This window comes from Mucilaginibacter hurinus (assembly GCF_003324525.1).
Taxonomy (GTDB): Bacteria; Bacteroidota; Bacteroidia; order Sphingobacteriales; family Sphingobacteriaceae; genus Mucilaginibacter; species Mucilaginibacter hurinus.
The window spans coordinates 163,035-187,344 of the sequence record NZ_QGDC01000006.1 but is presented as its reverse complement, the minus strand read 5'-3'; the positions used below and the strand labels follow the sequence as shown (position 1 = coordinate 187,344).

Below are 24,310 nucleotides of genomic sequence, written 5' to 3'. Positions count from 1 at the left end.
AGGCTTTAATATTTTAATTTAATAACGTAATAATCAATATAAACCGTCTCGTTTCAACAAGTCAATCTCAACGGGAGAAATATCAACTATACCATATGAATCGATATTAGTAATGGCCATTTCATCCAAAACGTCAACCATGTTTTTATACACTGATTTGTCGCTTGGCTTAATAATCACAAACATGGTCTTTCCTGTTTTATTCCGCACCGATTCTTTGTTTTCAATCAGCGTTTTACGCAGGCCGTTTTTGCCAAAGTTATCTTTTGATGGTGGAGTTTTGCCTGGCTCGCCAATGTACCACATTACCTGGTTGTTAGTCCCCAATAGTATAGTCATGGTACGTGATGCGGCTACATCCAGTGTGTTTTCTTCCTTTTTATCTTTGTCAGGCATGGCAAGGTCCATAGCCTTTGGCTTCGAAAGAGTGGTAGTCATCATAAAGAAGGTGATAAGCAAGAATGCAAGGTCAACCATCGCGGTTAAGTCAACCCGCGTTGATTGTTTCTTACTTCTTACCTTCCCGCCTTTCTTGCCCCCGCCGGAGGTATCTAATTCTGCCATTTTTAAATTTTATTTTGACGCTCCGCGAAGCGTTGTAATTAAACTGAATTTGTTAACTTCCTGGTCCTGCAAGATATCTATAACCTCCTTAATAACAGGATATTCTTCCTTGCTATCACCTTTGATAGATACACGTAATTCCTGGTTATGCAGTGCCTTTGCCGCTTTACGTGATTCGCGGATCCAGTTGAAAAGCTCATTACTTACAGAATCACGGGGAATACCCGGCTGCTCATAATTTTTCTTTTGATCAGCGTCCATGGCTAAAAATTGCTTCAGCGAGCGTACAGGCACGCCAAATATCGGCAGCACCTCAAACTTAGCATACTCCTCCGGTGTAAATTGCACGCCGTATAATTCGCCCATTTGCTGTAATAACGACCTCCGAACGTCATTACCTTCAACTGAAAAAAAGGCTTTGTTCTGTCCAACGGTGATTATAGCCAGGTTGTCGTCAGGAATAGGTATTTCTTTTATAGATCCGGGAACATCAACCGGAACCGGGTCTTCAACCCGGGGTTTTGCAGTTAATATGAAAAAGGTAAGCAACAGGAAGGCCACATCACACATGGCGGTCATGTCTATTGCTGTACTTTTTCGTGCTACTTTTACTCTTGGCATAATTTATTTTCTATTTAAACATTAAGCTATAATTAACATAAACACCCGTTGCCCGGCGCCGCAATTAATCACTTAATATTTATTTGTGCGATGAAGAAAAAGTTGAAACTATACTAAAGCCGGTTTCGTCAATAGCATAGGTAAGCTTATCAATTTTTGATGTAAACAAGTTATACATGATAATTGAGGCAGCTGATGTAAAAATACCTAATGCTGTATTGATAAGGGCCTCTGAAATGTGCGTTGAAAGGGCTGCCTGGTTAGGTGCACCTGAAGTTGCCAATTCTGAGAAGGCACCAATCATACCGATTACCGTACCTAACAGACCCATTAACGTACCTACTGATACAAGGGTTGCAATTATGGTAAGGTTTTGCTCAAGCATAGGCATCTCCAAAGCGGTTGCTTCTTCGATATCTTTTTGTATAGCTAAAGCTTTTTGCTCAGTATCCATATTTGGATCGTTCTCAATCTCACGGTATTTTTTCAAGCCTGATTTCACAACGTTTGCTACCGAGCCTTTTTGCTTGTCGCACTCAGCGCTTGCTGCTTCAATTTTACCTTCATTTAGTAAGGCTTGCACTTTTCTAACAAAAGCATCAACGTTACCTGTGCCTGATGCTTTACCAATTACAATAAATCTTTCGATAGAGAAAACGATCACCATCAAAATAAATGACATGATTACAGGTACGATAACACCGCCTTTGTGTACAGTTCCAAAAATATCTACAGGCTCATTGGCTGGATCGCCTCCTTTATAGTGACTTGGATGGCCTAATACAAAAATAAAGATACAAATTGCTACCACCAGACAAAGTGGAATAGCCAGTGTTGCAAACAAGCCTGATGAACTTGAGCCTTCTTTCTTAACAGGAATACTTGGTTTTGATGGTACGTTAGCCATTACAGTAAAATTTAGTTTTTAGTTTATGTTTATTTTTTAATGTTAATAATATGCACTTAAACGAATAACAAATTTAGTATTAAAATGAATTAAAAATCTAACCTCTGCTACTCTTAACAATTATTTAATATCAACGGTTTAATCTGATATAAATTGGTGAATAAATAACGTATGTAACTTTAAATATTGTGTGTTACAACTACAATATTTTACAATGAAACTTATTTTTTTCAATAATAGCAAAAAATAACCCATAAAAAGTATGTAACTAAAATGATATTTAGCATCACTTCCATTACATAACGCAATTGGTTTTCACCGTGTTGTAGTTGTATCACAGTGATTTAACATTTTTTTTACTGGAAAGTTTGTTTAAAGTATAACCTGTGCTTTTTTTGTAATAAGTGTACTTTTTACACTTTAACCACCTGCTTTTTTTGACTTGTAACCGTCAGCGAGTAAAAGCGTTAATACTTTGTCCCTAAAATCACCTTGTATAAGTATCTCCCCGTCCTTAACTGAGCCGCCTACACCACATTTACTTTTAAGTTTCCTGCCTAGTGCTTCAAGGTCGGCATCCGTACCATGGAAACCACCTATACGGGTAACCAATTTACTGCCGCCTTTGCGGTCTAAATAAATTTTTAAGTTCTGTTGTTGTGCCGGCAGCGTTTCTGCAGTGACATTGCCCTGCTCGCTGTATTGAAAATCCGGGTCGGTTGAGTAAACCACCCCGGTAAATTTTTGATTTTTTTTTGACATAATTAATTCAACACGTTAGTAACTCATGTTAAAGCATAATAACCTATATCAAGTGATTTAATTAACGTTAAAGCACCCTTTTAATTATCTGACCGGTAGCTATGATATCTCCAAAAAAGTTGCTCCCACAATTACGGCCAAAGATAACGGAAGAATGTTTATTTCGGCATCATTGCCTCCTTGCCGGGGTTCGCCATCAAGGTGCAGCGGCCCTGGCCTGCTACGGCTTACGCGTATATGCTTTCCTTTAATTATCTCCACATACTTTGAGGTATCGGCAGTTTTCATAAACATACGTAAACCCATCTCAGGAAACCTGTATAATGGAAATGGCTTTATAACACATACATCAAGCCAACCATCCTGAACCGATGCCTTAGGCGAAACGTGCGCGTTGTTACCGTATTGTGAAGAATTAGCAAAGCTTAACATAAACGCCTCGCGCTCGTAGCTTTTTCCGTCTATTTCTAACCGGTATACATCTGATTTGTATTTGATTATTTCGCTTAATGACGATTTGAAGTAGCTGTAAAAGCCCCGCCTCTTTCCGTGCGAAAATACATCACTGATATGCGCATCAAAGCCCATACCTGCCATGTTAAAAAAGGGCTGGCCATTAAACTGTGCCGAATCAATTGTAACCAGGCGGTAGGTGTTTATGGTTTTAATGGCTTTAACCACATTCATTGGTATACCCAAAAACCTGGATAACCCATTGCCTGAGCCATACGGAATGATACCCAGCGCTGTACTGGTACCTACAATAGCTGAGGCAACTTCATTTACGGTACCATCACCGCCTACAGCCACTATTAGCTCATAAACACCAATAGCATCCCCGGCGATTTTGCGCGCGTGCGATACTTGTGCGCTAAAAGCGAACTCCGCTTCAAATAAATTATTATCCAGGTATTTTTTTATGAGCGCCGGTACATTATCCTTCTTCTTCCCTCCTGACACCGGGTTCACAATAAATAATACTTTCTTTTTCAACTACCTGTAATTTAGGCACCAAAAGTAAAGCTATTTTTGGCTTTGTAAAAATTGTTTTAATTTAGCGCGCTGAAAGTGGACTGATTTAAATTGCCGGCACGGTAATGAATTGCAACCACGTAAAAAAGTGCTAAAATCTGCTTCTTTTTTTACCGCGTTTATCAATATTCGCCCCCTTTCTTTAATCTTAATATATATGTCATACTTATTCACTTCAGAATCTGTATCAGAAGGGCATCCTGATAAAGTTGCCGACCAGATATCAGATGCATTAATCGACCAGTTTTTAGCTTTCGATCCAGAATCAAAAGTAGCCTGCGAAACTTTAGTTACTACCGGGCAAGTTATTTTGGCAGGCGAGGTAAAATCAAAAGCTTATCTTGATGTACAAAAAATTGCCCGCGACGTAATTAATAAAATTGGTTACACAAAGGGCGAATATATGTTTGACGGTAACTCATGCGGCGTATTATCGGCCATTCATGAGCAATCGCCTGATATTAACCAGGGTGTTGAACGTAAGATTAAGGAAGACCAGGGCGCGGGCGACCAGGGTATGATGTTTGGTTACGCGACCGTAGAAACTGATAATTACATGCCTTTAGCGCTTGACCTTGCGCACGCGCTACTGATAGAACTTGCCGCCATACGCCGTGAATTGACGGATATTAAATATTTGCGACCTGATGCAAAATCGCAGGTTACGCTTGAGTATGATGATAATAACCAGCCTGTACGCATAGATGCCATTGTAATATCTACCCAGCATGATGATTTTGGTGAAGAAACAGCTATGCTTGCAAAAATACGCGAGGATATTATAGGGATTCTCATTCCGCGGGTTAAAGCTAAATACCCTAAGTACGCACACCTGTTTAACGATGCTATAAAATATCATATTAACCCTACCGGAAAATTTGTTATCGGTGGGCCGCATGGCGATACCGGCCTAACCGGACGTAAAATCATTGTTGATACATACGGCGGGAAAGGCGCGCATGGTGGCGGCGCATTTTCGGGTAAAGACCCGTCAAAAGTTGACCGCTCTGCAGCTTACGCTACGCGGCACATTGCTAAAAACCTGGTGGCTGCCGGTGTATGTACTGAAGTACTTGTGCAGGTATCATACGCGATAGGCGTAGCCGAGCCGATGGGTATATATATTAACACCTACGGTACGGGCAAAGTAAACCTGACTGATGGTGAGATAGCCAAGAAAGTAGAGGGTATTTTTGATATGCGTCCGTATGCTATCGAAACGCGCTTAAAACTGCGCAATCCTATATACAGCGAAACTGCTGCTTATGGTCACTTTGGCAAAGCGAGCAGCACTGTAACTAAAAACTTTGTGAGCCCGGAAGGTGCTAAGGTTACTACAGACGTTGAGCTGTTTACCTGGGAGAAACTGGATTATGTTGATAAGGTAAAGGAGGCTTTCGGGCTGTAAATTAGATAATTGCTTTAAGCCGAACCGAAAACAGATTAAAAAATCAAAAACGCGCTAATTTAAGCGCGTTTTTTGTTACATTACTCTATTGTAACGTAGTTATCGCATTTAACGGATAGGAAACCACTAGCAAATAGGATTAAGACACCCTAATAAATCACTATGCAAAAAACAGCCATAGATAAAATAATAGCTCCCGTAAGCAGGTTCATCCATTTAGAATATACCAGTGGTGTTGTATTGCTTTTAGCTGTGGTTGCAGCAATACTTTGGGCAAATTTATCTTATGAAAGTTACCATCATATTTGGGAAATCAATTTTTCGGTTGGTTTTGATAACCACCTGCTAAACCACCCATTGCATATCTGGATAAACGATGGGTTGATGGCGGTATTCTTTTTTGTAATAGGGCTTGAGCTTAAACGCGAGTTTATGGAAGGTGAACTCTCAAGCCTAAAAAAAGCAGCTTTGCCGATGACTGCAGCGGTGGGTGGCATGGTTGTACCGGCTTTGATTTATTTTTACATCAATATGGGGACAGAAGCCGACCACGGGTGGGGAATCCCGATGGCTACCGACATAGCATTTGCCCTGGCCTTGCTATCCATGGCCAGTAAGCATATTCCGGGTTCGGTAAAAGTATTTCTATCAGCACTTGCCGTAGCTGACGACCTGGGTGCTGTATTGGTTATTGCGTTTTTTTACACTGCAGAAATTAACTTTTTAGCGCTCGGTATAGGCACTGGATTTTTGTTAATTTTAATAGTCGGAAATATTATCGGTATAAGAAGCAGCCTGTTCTACCTTATAATTGGAGTTGGTGTTTGGATCGGCTTCTTATTATCTGGTGTTCACGCTACTATAGCAGGGGTTCTGGTGGCATTTACCATCCCGGCAGTTACAAAAATAAATGAACATATCTATTCAAACAATTTGAGGAAACTATCTTACGATTTCGAGAGCGATATACCTGAGCGCGGCAGCCTGATTACCCCCCGACAGAATATGACTATTCAAAAGGTAAAAAGCCTGAGCATGGCAGCAGAAACACCGCTACAAAGCATTGAACATGCCCTGCACCCATGGGTTGCCTTTGGTATAATGCCGCTGTTTGCACTTGCCAATGCAGGCATTGTTATCCAAACCGACTTTTTAACTTCCATTATCAACCCCGTATCCATAGGCGTAACCGCAGGACTATTGATTGGAAAGTTTTGTGGAATACTGTTATTCTGCTGGGTTATGGTTAAGCTCAAACTCGCCAGCCTACCAGACCAGGCTAACTGGAAACATATTACTGGAGTGGCCATGTTAGCTGGTATAGGGTTTACTATGTCGTTATTTATCAGCGGACTGGCGTTTAAAAATCCGGTGTTTATTGATCAGGCAAAATATGGCATTCTGATAGCGTCGGTAACGGCAGGCATATTAGGAACATTAATATTAAAAAAGGTCTCCAAGCCACTTAACTAAAATAAAATCTCCGAACAAGCGATGTATCACACTGAAGATAACCCCTGGCAGATAATATCTCAGAAAGAAGAGTATGATAACCCATGGATAAACGTAACCGAATACCAGGTGATAAATCCAGCCGGCAACCCGGGTATATATGGTAAAGTTCACTTCAAAAACCTGGCAATAGGTATTATTCCGCTGGATACAGATTTGAATACGTATATAGTTGGCCAATACCGGTTCCCCACCGACCAGTACAGCTGGGAGATTCCTGAAGGTGGCGGACCGATAGGCATTGATCCTCTTGACTCTGCAAAACGGGAACTCTTGGAAGAAACGGGCCTTGTTGCCAGCGAGTGGACAGAACTGCTAAGAATGCATTTATCGAACTCGGTGAGTGATGAACTGGCCATCATTTACCTTGCCAAAAATCTGGAACAACACCAAGCGCAGCCGGAAGAAACCGAACAGCTGGTTATAAAAAAGCTACCTTTTGAAGATGTATATCAAATGGTTTGCCGTGGAGAGATCACCGATTCTATGTCGGTAGCGGGGATATTAAAGACTAAATTAAGCCTTACATAGTTACATCTCTTACATTAGTGCTTACAGTATTTGGCGATAACGTTAACGCGGGAATTTCGGCAATTACATCTGCTATAGCTTGTTCAAACATTTACAACCATTTATTACCTTTGCAATTCCATGAAAAAGTTTTTAGGCTATTTCCTGACGCCAATTGCTATTGTAGCTTTCTTTCTGATACTTTTTATTTTTCAGCCTATACAATGGATAAGCTACCGGGTATTCGGTTACGAAGCGCACAAACGTTCTGTTGATGTGCTGAACTTTTTTTTAATAGGTACTTATTACATACTGTTTAACTCGGTAAAATTTATTAATAAACAGGAGTTGCCTGTGGGCAGGCCTATGATAATTATTGCTAACCATCAAAGCTTATTTGATATACCACCCATGATATACTTCTTCAGGAAATATCATGCTAAATTTATCTCGAAGATAGAACTCACTAAAGGTGTACCTTCAATATCATACAACTTAAAAGTTGGTGGCGGCGCTAATATTGACCGTAACGATCCGCGCCAATCAATTATGGAACTGGTAAAGCTTGGTACCCGCATGAAAGAAAACAATTGGTCTGCTATGATATTCCCCGAAGGTACCCGTTCAAAGGACGGACGGGTAAAAACCTTCCAATCGGCAGGTATTGCCACGTTGTTAAAAAAGTGTCCCGATGCTTTACTAGTGCCTGTGGCAATCAGCAACTCATGGAAGATGATACGCTATGGTTTATATCCATTGAACACATTCATACCCATGACCTGGGAGGTACTTGAACCAATTGAAGTAAATAAACGCCCGGTTGATGAAGTGGTGAAAGAAGTAGAAAACAGGATAAGGGAAAAAGTAAGAGGCTAATGTGATCTACTTGTAGTATTACAGCATTACCTTATATTAAGAATGAATCTTTGGAAAGCGGCCAGCAGCCAATTCTGAATAATTAATTACACGTTCTTTCCGTCAACAATCTTAAAAAACTCGTCGCGGTAAGTATCACCCACCGGGATAATTTTATCACCGATAAATATGCGGCTACGCTCGATACTATCTATCTTATCAATAGATACAATGTAAGACCTGTGCACCCTTATAAAGTATTTGCCAGGCAACGTGTCCTCCATCTTCTTCATGTTCTGGAGCGTAATAATACGTTCTGTGGTCGTAAAAATTGATATATAATCCTTTAAACCCTCGATGAATAATATATTGTGCAGATATACCTTTTGTATTTTATGCTCGGTTTTTACAAAAATAAAATCGTTTAAAAAGTCCTGCTGTTGTTGTACCTGTACATGCGCCACTGGTTGAGGCGCAGCAAGAGACGGCTGAAGTATACCTTGTGCTTTTTGCACCGCTTTATAAAACCTGTCAAAAGCAATAGGCTTGAGCAAATAATCAACTACATCAAGTTCGTAGCCTTCTAAAGCATACTCCGGGTATGCCGTAGTTAATATAACCTTAGCTTTTCCATTAGCAATTTTTAAAAATTGAATCCCAGTTAGCTCGGGCATCTGCACGTCTAAAAAAATCAGGTCGGCAGCGCCCGCCTGCACCATGGTGAGCGCCTCGATGGGGTTAGTAGTGGACTTTACCAATGACAAGAATGGCATTTTGGAGATATAGTCTTCCAGTATGTTTAAAGCCAATGGCTCATCGTCAACTACAAGGCATCTTATCATGCCATAAAACTAAATAAAATTTGCCTGTTACTTGCAAGCGTATCTGCAAATTTAATTACAGCGAAAATGGGCGTACCATCTTACAGCTGCACTTTACCGTTACGTAAAAACCATTTTTTTATAAAAATTTCTAAATAAGAATTATTTTTAAAAACAAGTTAATTTATTATAGTGTTATTGGTAAAGGTTTAATATAAAAATATATCACTATGAAAAAATTATGTTTAGCTATTATCACTGCCGCCGGGGCATTGATACTACATAGCGCACAGGCCCAAAATCATGATGTGAGGAGCCAGGACACTACTAAAGCCGCTAAGGGCCAGCCCGGGTCAACCACCCAGTCTTCTCCTTCAACAACTGTAACTTCTGGAAGTTCTTCGTCTTCTGACAGAAGTACAGATGGAAATCGTATGAAAAAGAAAGACAAGAAAGGAGACAGAAGTCACGGAACCTGGAATAATGGAACCGGGACAAGTAATGGTACCGGAACTACTAATGGCACAGGCACTAGTACAGGAACAGGTACAAATAATGGTACAGGTACCGGAACAGGTACAGGAACCGGTAATTCAGATACAGGAAGTTCAGGTAACAGCCCCGGCACCGGAGGAACTACCGGTACACCCGGTACTGGCAGCAGCGGAACCACCACACCCCCGCAAAAATAGTTTTTAGTGTTAATTGAATAAGTGGCCGTTTGTGTCAGTAAACACCGCGGCCTTTTTTTATTTATACTTGTTTAACACCTCTATTACCTGGTAAACTTCATCTTCGGTATGGCAAAATGAGCATGGCAGGCTTAATGTGGTGCGGTGTATCTCCTCCGTAATTGGATAACTTCCTGTAAAAACATCCTTTAACGCTTTTTGCCGATGCGGTGCAACAGGATAATGGATCACTGTGCCTATCTGGTGTTTTAGCAAATAGGCTTGTAAATCGTCACGCCGCGGGTGGCGTATGCTAAATATGTGGAATACGTCATGATAGTCGTGGTCACGTGCCGGCAACACAAACTTGTCTGTAAGATTATCGAAATATAAATTCGCCAACTTATTCCGATGAGCGTTCATCTGGTGAAGATAAGCCAGCTTTACACTCAAAAACGCAGCTTGCAATTCATCTAACCGGGCATTTTGGCCTATTACATCGTTATAGTACTTTACTTTTGAGCCGTAATTACGCAATTTTAGCAGCATTTCGGCATTGGTTTGGTCCTGCACCAAAACGCCGCCGGCATCACCCAGCGCACCCAGGTTTTTTGTAGGATAAAAACTAAATGCGCCAAACTCACCAAACGTACCGGCAAGCCTACCCTGGTATGCAGCACCGTGCGCCTGCGCACAATCTTCAATCAGTACCAGGTTATACTTTTGCTTTATACGCATTATAGCACCCATGTTGCAGCACTTACCATATAAATGGACTACCATTATTGCTTTTGTATTGGCAGTAATAGCTTCTTCGATTTTTTCAGGGTCAATATTGTAAGTGTTGATATCGGGTTCTATCAAAACCGGCTTAAGCTGGCAATTCAATATGGCCAGTATGGTAGCAATGTAAGTGTGGGCAGGCACAATAACCTCTGCCCCGGCAGGCAACCGGCACGCCTTTAATGACAGTATAAGCGCATCAAGTCCGTTAGATACTCCTATACAATGCGGCACATTATGGTAAGCGGCAAATGCTTTTTCAAATGATGCAAGCTCTTCGCCCAGTATATAATGGCCTTTTTTTATGAAATCGCTATACCTCTGCTGGAATTGTTCTTCAAATGGCCGGTTAAGCCTCTTCAGGTCTTCATAGGGTATCATACACCATTATCGATAAGGTTCGTAAATATAGTCAGCCTTGTCATGATGAGTGGAGGCAATACCCAGCAGTACAGTATCTTTTCCGAAATTATCCATAACATGCCAGTCTCCAGGCTCAACAACTAGGCAAACAGAAGGGTTATTTAGTACTATATCCTGGGTGGTGGTACCGTTATCAATGTGTACAGTACAACTGCCGTTAAGGCAAAATAAGCCCTCTACAGTCTCCATATGCCGGTGGCCCCCCCTGTCAAGGGCAGGGTTAATACCGTATATGTAATAAACCCTTTTTATATCAAAAGGCAGTAACTTATCAATAGAGTTCAGCGACCCACGCGCATCTGTAAAAGTTTGGGCATTAATAATGTAGGCCATCTAGTTGCTTTTTGTTCGCTTCATCTATCATGTCAAGTATCTGTTCGTCAACGTCAACGCTAAATTTGCGGGCAAACAAACAATTTGACGCCGCAAGTTTGTCGTAATCTGCAACCGTTAAAAATTTGGGGCGCGCTCCTCCTTCCGACCAATCCACATACCTGTAATTATTATTTACTGCAGCGTCTTTATAATGCGAATTCATGATTATAGTTTGCATAATAAACTCATCATTACCCCAGCTGTATTTAAAGAATTTTTGCAATTTGCGGTTCTTATCCACATAATCAACCACATACATTGCACAGTCAGGACTTAAAGACCAAAATGTAGAATTTGTACCGTAAAATTTTAAGTCCACTGGTGGCCCCGGGCGCTTTACTAACCGGTTAATAAGCTTTTGAACGGTGTATTTGCCTTTGAATGAAAAATCGGTAAGATGATATTTATTTATTCTTTCAAATGCTTCTTCCCACTCTCCTTTAAAACTCCAGTATTTAATAAATTGCTTACCAACGTTGGCGCTTAAAAAATCCTGTATAAATGAAGCTGATTTGATAGGATAATCCTGCCCGCTTAGCAGGTTGATAAATGCATATTCCTTGCCTGATGCTACAATTTCACGTATCCCGTTAAAGGCAGCTTTCATGGTATTTGATCCACCCCACTTTATGTCAAGACGGTTTTTCATAAAAAAAACGTTTGCCTTATCAAACAATATTTTATGTGTATCAATGTCTACCTTTTTATCAAGGTGAATGTAAAAATCGAAATTGCCGTTATCAAGTTTATCAATCATCCTTTTCGTTTGCCGGGCAGACGTGTAGGTGATTATCAATAGAGCAAAACGCATCTTAGGATTAGGTAAAATTTATCGAAGTAAGTAATTAATGTAATGTAAATCGGTCTGTTAATAGTCTCTCTAATTACGCAAAAATTATTAACAGCACGTAAATAAAAGGAATTTAAATGCGAAACTATCGTACAGATTGCTTTAATAACACTTAAGTTAACTATAAGGAAATTGAAAGTTTGCAGGTGTAGGTGAGTTCGTCTTCATTAATTACCAGGCTATGCTTGCCCGGGTAAAGCAAATTTAGCCTCCGCTTTACATTGCTTAGGCCGATGCCTCCGGTGGCATCGCGGTTGTTTGCGTGCTTTTTATTTTCAACAGAAAAATCAAGGCGACCGGACTGTAAATTCATCTGCATTTTTATAGGCTTTTGCGGATCATTGGCTACGCCATGCTTAAAAGCATTTTCAATAAACGATATCAGCAGCAGGGGTGCTATCCTCTGGTTATCTATCGTGCCATTAACGTCAAATTCTACAAATGCCTTATGACCGAAACGGATTTTCTGCAAGTCGATATAATTTTGTAAGTAATGTACCTCTTTTTCCAAATCTACCTTATTGTCATTACTCTCGTAAAGCATATAGCGCATAATTTCTGATAACTTTAAAATGGCCTCGGGTGTAGTTTCTGAGCGCTGGTAAGCGAGTGAATAGATACTGTTTAGTGAATTGAATAAAAAATGTGGATTTACCTGCGATTTTAAGAAAGAGAGTTCGGCATTTAAACGCTGATTTTCTAAATCGCGTTGTATGCGCTCATTCAAAAACCAATCAATGGTAAACTGAAGCGTAATGCTGAAGAAAACAAACATCAGGCTGGAAAACAGCGTGCTTATAAAATAAGGCCAAAAGGTTAACGCCTCAGCCTTGGTACCTGACAGCGCGCCTTCAAACATCAGCTTCATGCCATATTTAATTAAGCCCACTATTATTGTCGTAAGCATAACCGCCACTATATACCTGCCGTAGTGCTTCTTATCCAGGTATGCCGGTATCAGCCAAAGGTAGTTGAGGTAAAATAAGCCAATGTTTACCGCTCCATATACAAAAACTATAACAAGCGCGTAATTAAGCGTTACCTGGTTACTTGAATAAACGAAAAAGAAAAACAGCGATAACAGGCATGTCCACACCGACACATGCCAAAAAAATTTCCACTGTTTATTCATATGATAATATCACCAGCTTTATTTATATCTACTATCAGCATCTAAAGTAGTACTTTATTGCTCCACCACATGCATCTATTATATATAGCGCAACTTACATTCGATGAACAGGCCTTTTTTACCGACGAACTGCTCCGCAACTAAAAACCAGTGTTCATCTATAAATAATAGCGGTTAGTCTAAATGTTTTTAGCCAGCAGTTTTTTTGGTATTTCTTTGTTGCATCAAAACAATCGCAATGAAAAAGTTATATAAATACTCCAATCCTTTTGTGCTTATGTTGGTGCCGGTAATGTTTGCATTAGTTATGGGCGTAGCGTATCAATTTAGTCAGCAACGTGAGCTAAAAGGTTCGGCTTTAAAAGCCAAGCAGGCAACTTCGTTGTTTTATAAAAGCTTAGGTTTGGTAAAAACGATGGCTGGTGTAAGCACCGAAAAGGTTTGGTAAGCCAACGCTATCAAATTATCGGCTTGTTGCCGGGCGCCGCATTCGCATCTATTTAGCTGCTATATAAAATGCAGGCTATCAATAAGCATAACCAGACAACCAGCTTCATTTTAATTACATGTTAAGCCGGCTAGAATGTTTCCTCCAAAATAAACTATTTCGTTAAGCTTATGCAGTTTTTTGAGGTGCAACATTGATATCATGGAGCGATAGTGGTACCAGTTTTTTCGTTTTTAACCAGGTGATACTTACAACAATGAGTGTCATGGAACCGCCAAAAATCACTGCGGGCACCGTGTCAAGCAACTTTGCCGCTACGCCCGATTCAAAAGCCCCAATTTCATTTGAAGACCCGACGAACATATGATTAACTGCTGATACGCGGCCGCGCATATGTTCGGGCGTTAAAATCTGCATAATAGTGCCACGTATAAGTACGCTTATACTGTCAAAGCTACCCTCCATAAATAAAAACAAGAGCGACAGGTAGAAGTTACGCGACAGCCCGAAACAAATGATAGAGATGCCAAAACCTGTTACGGCTATTAGCAAATTGCGCCAGGGCTTGCCCATAGGTGAAAACCGTGTCATAGCAAGTACGGTTAATACCGCTCCCAGTGACGTAGCCCCCCGCATAATTCCTAATCCCTCGGGCCCTACATGCAATATATCCTTTGCAAATACAGGCAACAAGGCTACAGCTCCGCCAAAAAAAACCGAAAACATATCGAGGCTGAGAGCGCCTACCATCATGCGGTTGCTAAAAACAAACCGCACACCCTGGGTAAGACTTTCCCATATCCGCTCCTTGGCAACCGCAACAGGGTATATTTTTTTAAACATGCAAACAGCCACAAACGCAATCGATAAAAAAATCAGTATAGCGGTGAATGCCGCGGTAATACCGTAAAAACCATAAATAAAGCCCCCCGCTACAGGCGCTAGTATAGATGCTGATTGCCAGGCTGAAATATTCCAGGTGCTTGAGTTGGGGTATACCTCCTTAGGCACACTATTGGCCAGCACACTAAACGCCGCGGGCGAGTAGAAGGCACGGGCAATCCCATTTATAAATATCATAGTATATATGAGCGAGGTAATACGGGCTGTGCTTAAATAGGCAGCAGAACTTTTATGCGTTATCATCAGCATAACCACCGCTGACAGGAATACTCCAGTTAGTACCATCAGTAACAGCTTCCTTTTCTCAACCTTATCGGCCAGGTAACCACCAAATAACGCAAGACCAATGGCCGGTACAGCTTCAGAAAGACCGATTATACCTAAAGCGAGTTTATCGTGCGTTATATCATAAATATAGGCGCCCAGCACTACGGTTTGCATTTGGTAAGCAAATGTAAAAAAGAACCGCATAGCAATGTAAGCGCGAAAATCCTTAAACCGCAGTGCCTCAAAAGGGTCTTTCTTTTGTTGAATATTGGTTGCTGTAGCCACCTGTTACTATACTATAAATTTTAATTATTGCTTTAACAGGCTTTACCGGTTGTAGTTTTGGCGTCTGGTTTAATATTCAATAAGTATTTTAATGAACTGAAGTTATAAATAGCCTATTTCAGCCCATGCTGATCAATAAGATAAATCAGAGATGCTATGCCGGCTGCGCCCAGTTCAAGTTCTCGCTTGTTCACATTCTCAAACACATCAGCCGGGGTATGGTGTATATCAAAGTATCTCTGCGAATCCGGAAGAAAACCAATCAGCACAATTGATGGTACGCTGTCGCGCAGAGGTTCAATGTCAGTGCCGCTAAAGCCTGCCGTTAAGCGGTCGGCGTAATATGGCTCCAGCAGTGGTTTCCATTTTCTATTTATATCTTTTAGCTGTGCCGGCGAAAGCCCGTCAAAGGTAAAACCACGCGGAGTAAATCCCCCGTAATCAGATTCAATAGCCGCTATGTGATCTTCTTTCTTTTTAAGGGCGTCTTCTGCGTATTTCAACCCTCCCCTATGGCCATTCTCTTCGTTCATAAAAAACACCGCCCTAATTGTATTCTTAGGCCGGTAATTTAACGTTTTGAAAATGCGCAGTGCCTCCGCCGATTGTACTATCCCCGTACCATCATCATGTGCTCCCTCAGCCAAATCCCAAGAATCAAGGTGGCCGCCAACGGTGATAATTTTTTCGGGGTGTTCTGTTCCGGTAATCTCTCCTATCACATTATATGATAAAACTTCAGGCAGTATTTGGCAATTTTGTTTAAACCAAAGCTTAACCTGGGGCAGTTTCCTCAATTTTAACATCCTGCTTAACTTATTTGCTGCCCGGGTAGATATGCAAGCCGCAGGTACAGCCTTTGCTCCGGTACTTACCAGTGTAGATCCGGTATGCGGATGATCATCTATGTTAGGGGTTAATGACCGTACTATCACGCCCACGGCGCCGTATCTTGCTGCCTCGGCAGGACCGTTAAAACGTTGGTCGCCAGCTTCGCCATAGCCGTCGCCGGTTTCAATAAACCGCGGATCAAACTGGCGATTAAAGAAAACAATTTTTCCTTTGATTATTTTTTCACCCAATGTTTCAAGTTCCTTTATACTTCGTACTTCAACAATGTTTGCCGAAATTCCGGCTTTAGGTGTAGCAACTGACATACCGATTGCGGCTATCGGTACCGGGATTCTCTTTTTACCATCAAGTATATATGCTTCCTCCCGCGCTCCGCGAACCCAATGCGGCACCATTACTTCTTGTAGATATACCTTATCAAAGGCATAATCCTCCATCATTTTTTTCCCCCACCGTACGGCTTTTTCGGCATTGACCGAGCCGCTTAGTCGCGGACCGATATTCTTACACAGGTAACGCAAATTATTATACGCCTGGCCGTTAGTTAACGCCTCATCGTATATTTTACGAATTAATATCGAATCTTGAGCTATAACAGGTACCGTGGATAAAAGTACAATAGCCATTACAAAGAATTTCTTCATCTGAAGGAGGAATTGAGTCAGTAAACAAAGATAATGTAATACTGCAAGAATACTCAGACTAAATAAGGATGCCAAATAGCCTCTTTAAAACAGCGAAGGTGATAGCTTACGATATCTTATCCCAGGTTAAGCCTTCGCTTCTACTGATTGTATCCCGGCGCAATATTTCGTTCTCCGGCGCGGCCAACCCGGCATCGTTTGAAAATATCTCTTCTACACATTTTCGTACTTCTACCAATAATTCCTGGTCGGTAGCTATGTTTGCAACTTTAAGATCAAGCACCCCACTTTGCTGGGTACCTTCAATATTGCCCGGCCCCCGTAACTGGAGGTCGATCTCAGATATTTCAAACCCGTTATTGGTGCGAACCATGGTTTCAAGCCTTACACGGCCATCATAACTAAGCTTATTGCCGCTCATCAGTATACAAAACGACTGTTCGGCACCACGACCAACCCTGCCCCGCAGCTGGTGCAACTGCGAAAGGCCAAAGCGCTCGGCATTTTCAATTATCATTACCGAAGCGTTGGGTACGTTTACACCCACCTCAATAACTGTGGTGGCAACCATAATATGGGTTTCGCCTTTGATAAAACGCTGCATCTCAAACTCTTTATCGGCGGCAGGTATTTTGCCATGCACAACGCTTAGCTGATATTTAGGCAGCGGAAATTCGTGCCGCATTACTTCCGCTCCCTGCTCAAGATCTTTCAGGTCCAGTTTCTCACTTTCCTGTATCAGGGGGTATACTACATAAACCTGACGCCCCCTGGCTATTTCCTCGCGCATAAGGCCAAACATGCGCAACCGCTGACTCTCATAGAAGTGCACCGTTTGAATTGGCTTCCGACCGGCAGGTAACTCATCTATCACCGATACATCTAAATCACCGTACAGCGTCATCGCTAATGTACGCGGTATAGGCGTAGCCGTCATTACAAGTACATGCGGCGGTACAGTATTTTTTCGCCAAAGCTTAGCACGTTGTTCAACACCAAAGCGGTGCTGCTCGTCAATAACTACAAAGCCCAGGTTTTTATATTGCACGGCATCCTCTATCAAAGCATGGGTTCCGATAAGTATTTTCAAGTCTCCACTTAACAATCGCTCGTGTAAAATTTTCCGGTCTTTCTTTTTTGTAGATCCTGTTAGCAATGCTACTTCTACAAAATTGTCGCCCACCAGGCTTTTTATTGTTTGAAAATGTTGGTTAGCCAATATTTCGGTTGGTGCCATCATACATGTTTGAAAACCATTGTCAATGGCTATCAGCATACTCATCAGCGCTACCACCGTTTTCCCGCTACCAACATCGCCTTGCAGCAACCGGTTCATTTGTATGGGGCGCTGTGTATCAATTCGTATTTCTTTTAAAACACGCTTTTGCGCGTTGGTGAGGCCAAAGGGCAGCTTATGATGGTAAAACTCATTAAAATAAGGCCCAACCGTTTCAAAAATATTTCCTTTAAATTTTTGCGTACGATGCAACTTATTTTTAAGCAATTTGAATTGTAAAAAGAAAAACTCTTCAAATTTTAAACGGTGCAGGGCTTGGTTAAGCTTACCGGTATCATCAGGAAAATGAATATTTTTAAACGCTTCCTGTCGTCCCATCAGACGATACTTCTCTATGATGTATGATGGAATATTCTCATGAATATCTTTTGAATGCTGCTCAAGCAAAGCGGCTGTTAATTTTTGGATCCCCTTACTATCCAGCGTGAATTGTTTTAGCTTTTCAGTAGAGTTGTAAGCTGGCTGCAAGGTCATATTGCCTTTGCGTTGCCGGGTCTCGGTGGTATACAACTCCATCTCTGGGTGCGACATTTGCGGCTTACCGTTGAACACCGTAGGTTTTCCGAATATAATGTAAGCCTTACCTGTTTGTAAATTCTTGTCGAACCAGCTAACACCCTGAAACCATACCAACTCTATGAGCCCCGTATCATCCTGCGCCTGCACAACCAAGCGCCTGGTGCGCTTTTCACCGACTATCTCCTTACGGGTTATTCTTGCAATTACCTGTACATAGGGCAGTTCGGCGTCGATATTCCGTACCTTATAAAATTTAGTACGATCAATATACTTGTATGGAAAATGCCGCAGCAGATCGTCAAACGTATATATTTCTAACTCCTTTTTCAATACCTCGGCGCGGCTGGCACCAACGCCTTTAAGATACTCTATAGGGGTTTCGAAAGGGTTCATTGAGGAATTGGGAAAATACGTCAAAAAAAGTGACCAGGTGATGTACCACCGCGGATCACTATTTGATGACCTTGATTATTGCGCAAGTGCCACTACCGATATTTCGACATTGACATTTTTTGGCAGGCCTAGTACAGCTACAGTTTCACGAGCCGGGAAATTACCGGTGAAGTATGAACCGTATACTTCGTTCACCTGGCTAAAGTCCTGCATGTCACGTAAAAAAATAGTGGTTTTAACAATGTGCGAAAAATCGGCGCCTGCCTCGTTTAAAACGCCCTTCAGATTTTCCATAACGCGTTTCGTCTCTGCTTTTATATCATCCAGTTCCAACTCTCCTGTTGAAGGCACAATAGCTACCTGGCCCGACACGAATAACAAGCCTCCGGCCTTAACAGCCTGGCTGTATGGTCCGATAGGATCGGGCGCATTTTGAGTTTTAATTATAGTTTTCATTTTCTAAGTATAAACCAGTCAATCAGTTTCCAGATAATACCGGCCAAAAACATAAGGATAGCTATAGTATTTATAGCATGCATTACCTTAAGATTAAAGCTTGTTGGCCTGTTTGGGTCTTTTTTCCGGAAGAAGTACATATGGCAAATTTAATAAAAAAAAGAAGGCTCCGGGTTATCCGGAGCCTTCGGTAATATCTAAAGTGATATTAATTATTTAGCAAATTCAACGCGGCGGTTTAATACACGACCTTCTTCAGTTGAATTGTCAGCTACAGGGTTAGTTTCACCGTAACCTTTAACTTTTACTTTCTTAGCGTCAACACCAGAGTTAACTAAGTAAGTTTTTACTGAGTTAGCACGGTCTTTTGATAACTGCATGTTATGAGCAGCAGTACCTTCAGATGAAGCGTAACCTTTAACAGTTACAGTAGCACCACTTGAACGTAAGTCAGCTGAAGTTGCATCTAATGCAGGGTAAGCTGAAGTACGTAATACTGAGCTATCAAATTCAAACTGGATGTTTGAGTAAGCAGCACCTGACTCGGTAGAACCTTGACCAGGACCTGGGAATACGATAGCGCAACCAGCACCGTCAACTACTGTACCTGCAGGAGTGTTAGGGCATTTGTCAAATTGATCAGATACACCGTCACCGTCTGAATCTTTTTTCAGGTCGCTAACAGCAGTTTCAACTGCAGATACACGGCCTTTTAAAGCTTCAACTTCAGCACGTAAAGCAGGATCGTATAACTCATCATACATCATAGCAACAGGGTTAACCCAGTCGATATTTGCTTTTGAGCCTGAACCCAGAGTGAACTCTAAACCTGCGTAACCGTATGAGTAACGATCAAAAGTAGCAGGGTAAGATTTTTTATGACCGTCAAAGTTGTCACCGTCAACAAAAGTAATGTTGTAACCTAAGTTTAAGGCAACTGCATTGCTTAAACGGAATTTAGCACCAACACCTACAGGTATTACGTACTCTTTAACATACTCGTCATTAGCTTTGAAGTTTGTGAAAGCTGGAGTAGCATCAGTAGAAATTTTTGGTTTGTACATAGCTAAACCGGCACCTGCTTTAGCGAAGAAGTTAACCGCGTTTTTACGACGTAAGAAGCTTATGCTTGCAACGTTGAAATGCGCGCTTAAAGCACCTTGCCAAAAGTTAGTTTCAAAAGCTCTGAAGCCTTGGTTTGAACCAGTACCACCAGTTACGTTAGGACGCTCACCAGCTACTTTACCGCCATTCAAGTCTAAAACAACACCAAATACATGGCTAAATTGTTGCCTGAAAGATAAGCCGTAACCTAAGTTAATTTTAGGGCTACCGGCAAAATCAGCAGGACCGCCTAAAACGGTTGCGTTTGAAGTTACACCAGCGTTAACGCCAATGCTAAATTTGTTGTACTGACCAGCACCACCAAATACCTTGGCAGCGGTGGGTTCAGTCGACGTAGTCATTTCTGTTGAGGTTGAATCTGTTTGTGCGTTAGCTACACCAACAAACATCAAAGCAGCGAACGATAACCCGACTGTTTTCTTTAATGTAGAATAAGAATTCATAGTTTTAAGATTAAACGATTTTAATTGTGATTTTTTTCAAAAATACTAATTATGTTTGAAAAGAATACCAAATTTTGTTCCAAAAATTATTATTTGTAGTGTAAATCGCAAATAAAACGCATTTATTACTATCACCACAGCACTTCAAGATGAAATATTTACCTGTTGATAATCAACTATTTACTTTAAATAGAAAAAATTTCGTTTCCCGATTAAAACCGGGAGCATTAGCTTTATTTAATGCCAACGACGAATTCCCGCGAAGTGGCGATCAGGCTTTTATCTTTAAGCAAAATCCCGACTTTTTCTATTTATCCGGCATCGATCAGGAACAAAGTATCCTCTTATTATTCCCGGACTGTCCTAATAACTTGTACAAAGAAGTACTTTTTTTAAGACAAACAAGCGAACATATTGCCATATGGGAAGGTCACAAGTACACTATACCTGAAGCGCGGGCCGCTTCAGGTATACAATCAGTATATTGGCTTGATGATTATGAAGCTATCCTGCATAGCATAATCGCCTATGCTGAATACATATATATAAATACCAATGAGAATGACCGTTACGTACACGAGGTACCGTATCGGGATCTGCGGCTATTTAATAGGTTAAAAGAAAAATATCCACTACATAACTATGAACGGTCGGCACCTATTATGCGTGACCTGCGGCCGATAAAATCATCAATTGAAATTGAATTAACACGGAAGGCGTGCCAGATAACCCGGGATGCATTTACGCGCGTACTTAAATTTGTTAAGCCCGGAGTTGCCGAATACGAGATTGAAGCTGAAATCATACACGAGTTTATCAGGCAGCGAGCTACCGGCCACGCCTACAATCCAATTATAGCATCCGGAAAAAATGCAGTTGTATTGCATTATAATGATAACAACCAGGTATGCAGAGAGGGCGATGTAATATTATTTGACTTTGGTGCCGAATATGCCAATTACAACGCTGACCTGAGCCGTTCGGTCCCTGTGAGCGGGCGGTTTACATCCAGGCAGCGCAACGTATACAATGCAGTACTGAGGGTTATGCGCGCTGCTACAAAGTTGCTGGTTGCCGGCACTTTATGGAATGAATATCACGAGGAAGTGGGTAAAATAATGACTGATGAACTTATCAAACTCGGATTATTAAACAAACATGAGGTAAATAAGCAAGACGCCAGGACTCCCTTATACAAAAAGTATTTTATGCATGGCACTTCTCATCACCTGGGCTTAGATGTACATGATTTTGCCAGCAGGTACAAAGCTTTTGAAGCCGGCAACATACTTACCTGTGAACCCGGAATATATATCCCGGAAGAAGGTCTGGGTATACGGATTGAAAACAATATCCTTATAACAACAGATGGCAATGTTGATTTAATGGCAGATATCCCTGTTGAAGCTGACGAAATAGAACAAATTATGAATTCGTGACGACTATATTGAACCGAAATTGTCTACAAAATTATACAAATTGAACTCTTTTTTAGCCATTAGTGCACTAATCTGCTGTTTTAGGTATTGTTTATCAACATTCGCCATTCGCTTTTGCTGTATCAACCTGTAGGCTTTTTCGGTCAGTAACAATTCGCGGCGGTCAGTTTTATGCTTGGATGAGTTTAACACAACATTGATAAGTTCATCAATTCCCTCGTCCTGCGAAGCTATTGTTGAAATGACGGCCACACTACTCTCTTTTTGGTGTACGATCTTTTTCAGATTATTGGCAAACAGCGTCGCGTCAGCACGATCAGCTTTATTCACTACGAATACGTCTGCTATCTCCATCAAACCTGATTTTATGTTTTGTATCTCATCGCCAGATTCAGGTACCAGCACCACCAGCGTCAGATCTGCCAACCCGGCAATTTCCACCTCCGACTGCCCCACGCCAACGGTTTCAACAATTATGTAATTGAATCCAGCTGCGCGCAACACATCGGTCATCTCAATAGTTTTAACAGACAGCCCTCCTAACGAACCACGTGTAGCAAGTGAACGGATAAAAACGTCGGGATGCGTAAAGTGCGTTGCCATACGTATACGGTCGCCCAGTAGTGAGCCGAAATTAAATGGTGAAGTAGGGTCAATAGCCAGCACGGCTACTTTGCTGCCTTTAGCAGTTAAACCATGTATTAAACCGTTTACAAGCGTACTTTTACCCGCACCGGGGGGACCGGTGATGCCAATAACCAATGTATTGGTGTTAAACTGCAATCCTTTAAGCAGCTCTTCAGCCCCGGGCAAATCATTTTCTACAAAGGTTAATGCACGCGCTACTGATTTAAAATCAATATAACTGCCATTAAGACCATTGCCAAATTCCGTTGCCATTGTTACCGTTTATACAAAATAATAAAAATATCCGTATAGTGCCTTTATTTTATTAAAAGATATAGTTAGACATGTACAACACTATATATTTGTCGTGATTGCCATATAAACATTGTGCATCGCTGATGATGGCTACAGTTTAATGAGGCATGAAAATGGACACTCACACACCAGTTGCTCAGCTGCTTTGTATGCTGGTTGCCCAGGTTATAAGAATTCATAATGAAAGTTGCCGGATTTACATTTATAAGAAACGCGGTTAAAAACGATTACCCTATTGTAGAGGCCATCACTTCAATATTACCCCTTTGTGATGAATTTATTGTTGCCGTCGGAAATAGCACCGATGGTACAGCAGACCTGGTAAGAAACATAGGCTCGCCAAAAATTAAAATAATCGATACTGTTTGGGATGATAACCAACGTGTAGACGGAGCGGTGTTTGCAGTAGAAACTGATAAAGCCTTTGCACAAATATCAGCCGACGCTGACTGGGCTTTTTACATACAAGGCGACGAATGTGTACATGAAAAATATATCCCGGTTATAAAAAAAGCGATGGTAGACAACCTTGACGATAAGAACGTCGAGGGTTTGTTATTTAAATATCTTCATTTTTATGGCACCTTTGATTATTATGCACATTCGCGGCGGTACTATCGCCGTGAGGTCAGGATAGTTCGAAATAACCCTTCAGTGCACTCGTATCGGGACGCTCAGGGATTTAGATGGAACAACCGGAAGCTAAACGTTAAACTTATTGATGCATTTATTTATCACTACGGTTGGGTAAAGTCATCAAAAGGATTAATAAGTAAAGGACAAAATTTTACAGGTTTTTATAATCCTGATTTTGTAGCTGATGAAAAAGCTGTTACCGAGCAAGAATTTGATTATGGAAATGCCGACAACCTTGTTCTGTTTAAGGGCACCCATCCCGCGGTAATGCAGTCGCGCGTGGCCCGCTCTAATTGGCAGCTAGACCTGGAAATGGTAAATAGAAATAGTCACATGGATTTTCGCCGCAGGTTTTTACATGCTGTAGAGATGCTTACCGGCTGGCGCATTGGCGAATACCGTAACTATCGTATTATAACATAAATAACCGCCATA

General features: G+C 41.3%; 25 protein-coding genes. 8 read left to right on the top strand and 17 right to left on the bottom strand.

Annotation, left to right across the window (positions count from 1 at the left end; translation table 11 throughout):
• Positions 1 to 33: 33 nt before the first annotated feature.
• The 5 genes from DJ568_RS12245 to DJ568_RS12225 form a co-directional block, all read right to left on the bottom strand.
• A complete protein-coding gene (locus tag DJ568_RS12245) occupies positions 34 to 564 on the bottom strand; it encodes an ExbD/TolR family protein (protein ID WP_114005567.1) in 531 nt (176 codons plus the stop codon).
• 9 nt (positions 565 to 573) lie between these two features.
• On the bottom strand, positions 574 to 1,185 hold the full coding sequence (locus DJ568_RS12240; RefSeq protein ID WP_114005566.1) for an ExbD/TolR family protein: 612 nt from the start codon (positions 1,183 to 1,185) through the stop codon (positions 574 to 576).
• Positions 1,186 to 1,264: 79 nt separating this feature from the next.
• A complete protein-coding gene (locus tag DJ568_RS12235) occupies positions 1,265 to 2,092 on the bottom strand; it encodes a MotA/TolQ/ExbB proton channel family protein (protein ID WP_114005565.1) in 828 nt (275 codons plus the stop codon).
• A gap of 420 nt (positions 2,093 to 2,512) precedes the next feature.
• Positions 2,513 to 2,854: a translation initiation factor gene (locus DJ568_RS12230; RefSeq protein ID WP_114005564.1), complete on the bottom strand. Its 342-nt coding sequence runs from the start codon at positions 2,852 to 2,854 to the stop codon at positions 2,513 to 2,515.
• Positions 2,855 to 2,953: 99 nt separating this feature from the next.
• Complete coding sequence (locus DJ568_RS12225; RefSeq protein ID WP_114005563.1) at positions 2,954 to 3,847, bottom strand: diacylglycerol/lipid kinase family protein; 894 nt, start codon at positions 3,845 to 3,847, stop codon at positions 2,954 to 2,956.
• Positions 3,848 to 4,043: 196 nt separating this feature from the next.
• Between DJ568_RS12225 and metK the strand changes: the two genes are divergently transcribed.
• From metK to DJ568_RS12200, 4 genes are all read left to right on the top strand, one after another.
• The gene (gene metK, locus DJ568_RS12215) at positions 4,044 to 5,294 is read left to right on the top strand and encodes a methionine adenosyltransferase (protein ID WP_114005561.1); all 1,251 of its coding nucleotides are present in this window, start codon (positions 4,044 to 4,046) and stop codon (positions 5,292 to 5,294) included.
• A 162-nt stretch (positions 5,295 to 5,456) separates the two neighbouring features.
• Entirely contained in the window at positions 5,457 to 6,767 is a 1,311-nt protein-coding gene (nhaA, locus tag DJ568_RS12210; RefSeq protein WP_114005560.1) for a Na+/H+ antiporter NhaA, read from the top strand.
• Positions 6,768 to 6,788: 21 nt separating this feature from the next.
• A complete protein-coding gene (locus DJ568_RS12205; protein ID WP_114005559.1) occupies positions 6,789 to 7,337 on the top strand; it encodes an NUDIX domain-containing protein in 549 nt (182 codons plus the stop codon).
• 120 nt (positions 7,338 to 7,457) lie between these two features.
• Positions 7,458 to 8,192 (top strand): lysophospholipid acyltransferase family protein, encoded by a 735-nt coding sequence (locus DJ568_RS12200; protein WP_114005558.1) that lies wholly within the window; start codon positions 7,458 to 7,460, stop codon positions 8,190 to 8,192.
• Positions 8,193 to 8,278: 86 nt separating this feature from the next.
• On the opposite strand, the gene DJ568_RS12195 is transcribed toward DJ568_RS12200, so the two are convergent.
• Entirely contained in the window at positions 8,279 to 9,013 is a 735-nt protein-coding gene (locus tag DJ568_RS12195) for a LytR/AlgR family response regulator transcription factor (RefSeq protein WP_114005557.1), read from the bottom strand.
• A 209-nt stretch (positions 9,014 to 9,222) separates the two neighbouring features.
• On the opposite strand from DJ568_RS12195, the gene DJ568_RS17230 reads away from it, so the two are divergent.
• Positions 9,223 to 9,684: a hypothetical protein gene (locus tag DJ568_RS17230; RefSeq protein ID WP_158534930.1), complete on the top strand. Its 462-nt coding sequence runs from the start codon at positions 9,223 to 9,225 to the stop codon at positions 9,682 to 9,684.
• A gap of 57 nt (positions 9,685 to 9,741) precedes the next feature.
• Here the strand turns inward: DJ568_RS17230 and DJ568_RS12185 are convergent, their stop codons facing one another.
• The 4 genes from DJ568_RS12185 to DJ568_RS12170 all read right to left on the bottom strand — a co-directional run bounded on the left by DJ568_RS12185 (position 9,742) and on the right by DJ568_RS12170 (position 13,226).
• Positions 9,742 to 10,827, bottom strand: coding sequence for a DegT/DnrJ/EryC1/StrS family aminotransferase (locus DJ568_RS12185; protein WP_114005556.1), 1,086 nt, complete (start codon positions 10,825 to 10,827; stop codon positions 9,742 to 9,744).
• 6 nt (positions 10,828 to 10,833) lie between these two features.
• The gene (locus DJ568_RS12180; protein ID WP_114005555.1) at positions 10,834 to 11,202 is read right to left on the bottom strand and encodes a sugar 3,4-ketoisomerase; all 369 of its coding nucleotides are present in this window, start codon (positions 11,200 to 11,202) and stop codon (positions 10,834 to 10,836) included.
• A complete protein-coding gene (locus DJ568_RS12175; RefSeq protein ID WP_114005554.1) occupies positions 11,186 to 12,055 on the bottom strand; it encodes a beta-1,6-N-acetylglucosaminyltransferase in 870 nt (289 codons plus the stop codon). Before DJ568_RS12175 ends, DJ568_RS12180 begins: the two co-directional genes overlap by 17 nt.
• A 160-nt stretch (positions 12,056 to 12,215) precedes the next feature.
• Entirely contained in the window at positions 12,216 to 13,226 is a 1,011-nt protein-coding gene (locus DJ568_RS12170) for a sensor histidine kinase (RefSeq protein WP_114005553.1), read from the bottom strand.
• A gap of 238 nt (positions 13,227 to 13,464) precedes the next feature.
• Between DJ568_RS12170 and DJ568_RS12165 the strand changes: the two genes are divergently transcribed.
• Positions 13,465 to 13,674 carry a hypothetical protein gene (locus DJ568_RS12165; protein WP_114005552.1) on the top strand — a complete coding sequence of 70 codons (210 nt, stop codon included), beginning with the start codon at positions 13,465 to 13,467 and terminating at the stop codon, positions 13,672 to 13,674.
• A gap of 168 nt (positions 13,675 to 13,842) precedes the next feature.
• On the opposite strand, the gene DJ568_RS12160 is transcribed toward DJ568_RS12165, so the two are convergent.
• The 6 genes from DJ568_RS12160 to DJ568_RS12140 all read right to left on the bottom strand — a co-directional run bounded on the left by DJ568_RS12160 (position 13,843) and on the right by DJ568_RS12140 (position 20,858).
• Positions 13,843 to 15,129 (bottom strand): MFS transporter, encoded by a 1,287-nt coding sequence (locus DJ568_RS12160; RefSeq protein WP_114005551.1) that lies wholly within the window; start codon positions 15,127 to 15,129, stop codon positions 13,843 to 13,845.
• 113 nt (positions 15,130 to 15,242) lie between these two features.
• A complete protein-coding gene (locus DJ568_RS12155; protein WP_114005550.1) occupies positions 15,243 to 16,625 on the bottom strand; it encodes a M20/M25/M40 family metallo-hydrolase in 1,383 nt (460 codons plus the stop codon).
• A gap of 106 nt (positions 16,626 to 16,731) precedes the next feature.
• Entirely contained in the window at positions 16,732 to 18,834 is a 2,103-nt protein-coding gene (gene recG, locus DJ568_RS12150) for an ATP-dependent DNA helicase RecG (RefSeq protein WP_114005549.1), read from the bottom strand.
• Positions 18,835 to 18,909: 75 nt separating this feature from the next.
• Positions 18,910 to 19,290: a RidA family protein gene (locus DJ568_RS12145; RefSeq protein ID WP_114005548.1), complete on the bottom strand. Its 381-nt coding sequence runs from the start codon at positions 19,288 to 19,290 to the stop codon at positions 18,910 to 18,912.
• Positions 19,287 to 19,430, bottom strand: coding sequence for a DUF6728 family protein (locus tag DJ568_RS17590; RefSeq protein WP_317047545.1), 144 nt, complete (start codon positions 19,428 to 19,430; stop codon positions 19,287 to 19,289). The genes DJ568_RS12145 and DJ568_RS17590 overlap by 4 nt, the downstream gene beginning before the upstream one ends.
• 72 nt (positions 19,431 to 19,502) lie before the next feature.
• The gene (locus DJ568_RS12140; RefSeq protein WP_114005547.1) at positions 19,503 to 20,858 is read right to left on the bottom strand and encodes an OmpA family protein; all 1,356 of its coding nucleotides are present in this window, start codon (positions 20,856 to 20,858) and stop codon (positions 19,503 to 19,505) included.
• Positions 20,859 to 21,007: 149 nt separating this feature from the next.
• Here DJ568_RS12140 and DJ568_RS12135 point away from each other — a divergent pair, with 149 nt between their 5' ends.
• Positions 21,008 to 22,297 (top strand): aminopeptidase P N-terminal domain-containing protein, encoded by a 1,290-nt coding sequence (locus DJ568_RS12135; protein ID WP_114005546.1) that lies wholly within the window; start codon positions 21,008 to 21,010, stop codon positions 22,295 to 22,297.
• A 3-nt stretch (positions 22,298 to 22,300) separates the two neighbouring features.
• Here DJ568_RS12135 and meaB read toward each other — a convergent pair whose 3' ends face one another.
• Positions 22,301 to 23,197, bottom strand: coding sequence for a methylmalonyl Co-A mutase-associated GTPase MeaB (gene meaB / locus DJ568_RS12130; protein WP_114005545.1), 897 nt, complete (start codon positions 23,195 to 23,197; stop codon positions 22,301 to 22,303).
• A 222-nt stretch (positions 23,198 to 23,419) separates the two neighbouring features.
• Between meaB and DJ568_RS12125 the strand changes: the two genes are divergently transcribed.
• Positions 23,420 to 24,298, top strand: a complete 879-nt coding sequence (locus DJ568_RS12125) for a glycosyltransferase family protein (RefSeq protein WP_114005544.1) — start codon at positions 23,420 to 23,422, stop codon at positions 24,296 to 24,298.
• Positions 24,299 to 24,310 lie beyond the last annotated feature (12 nt).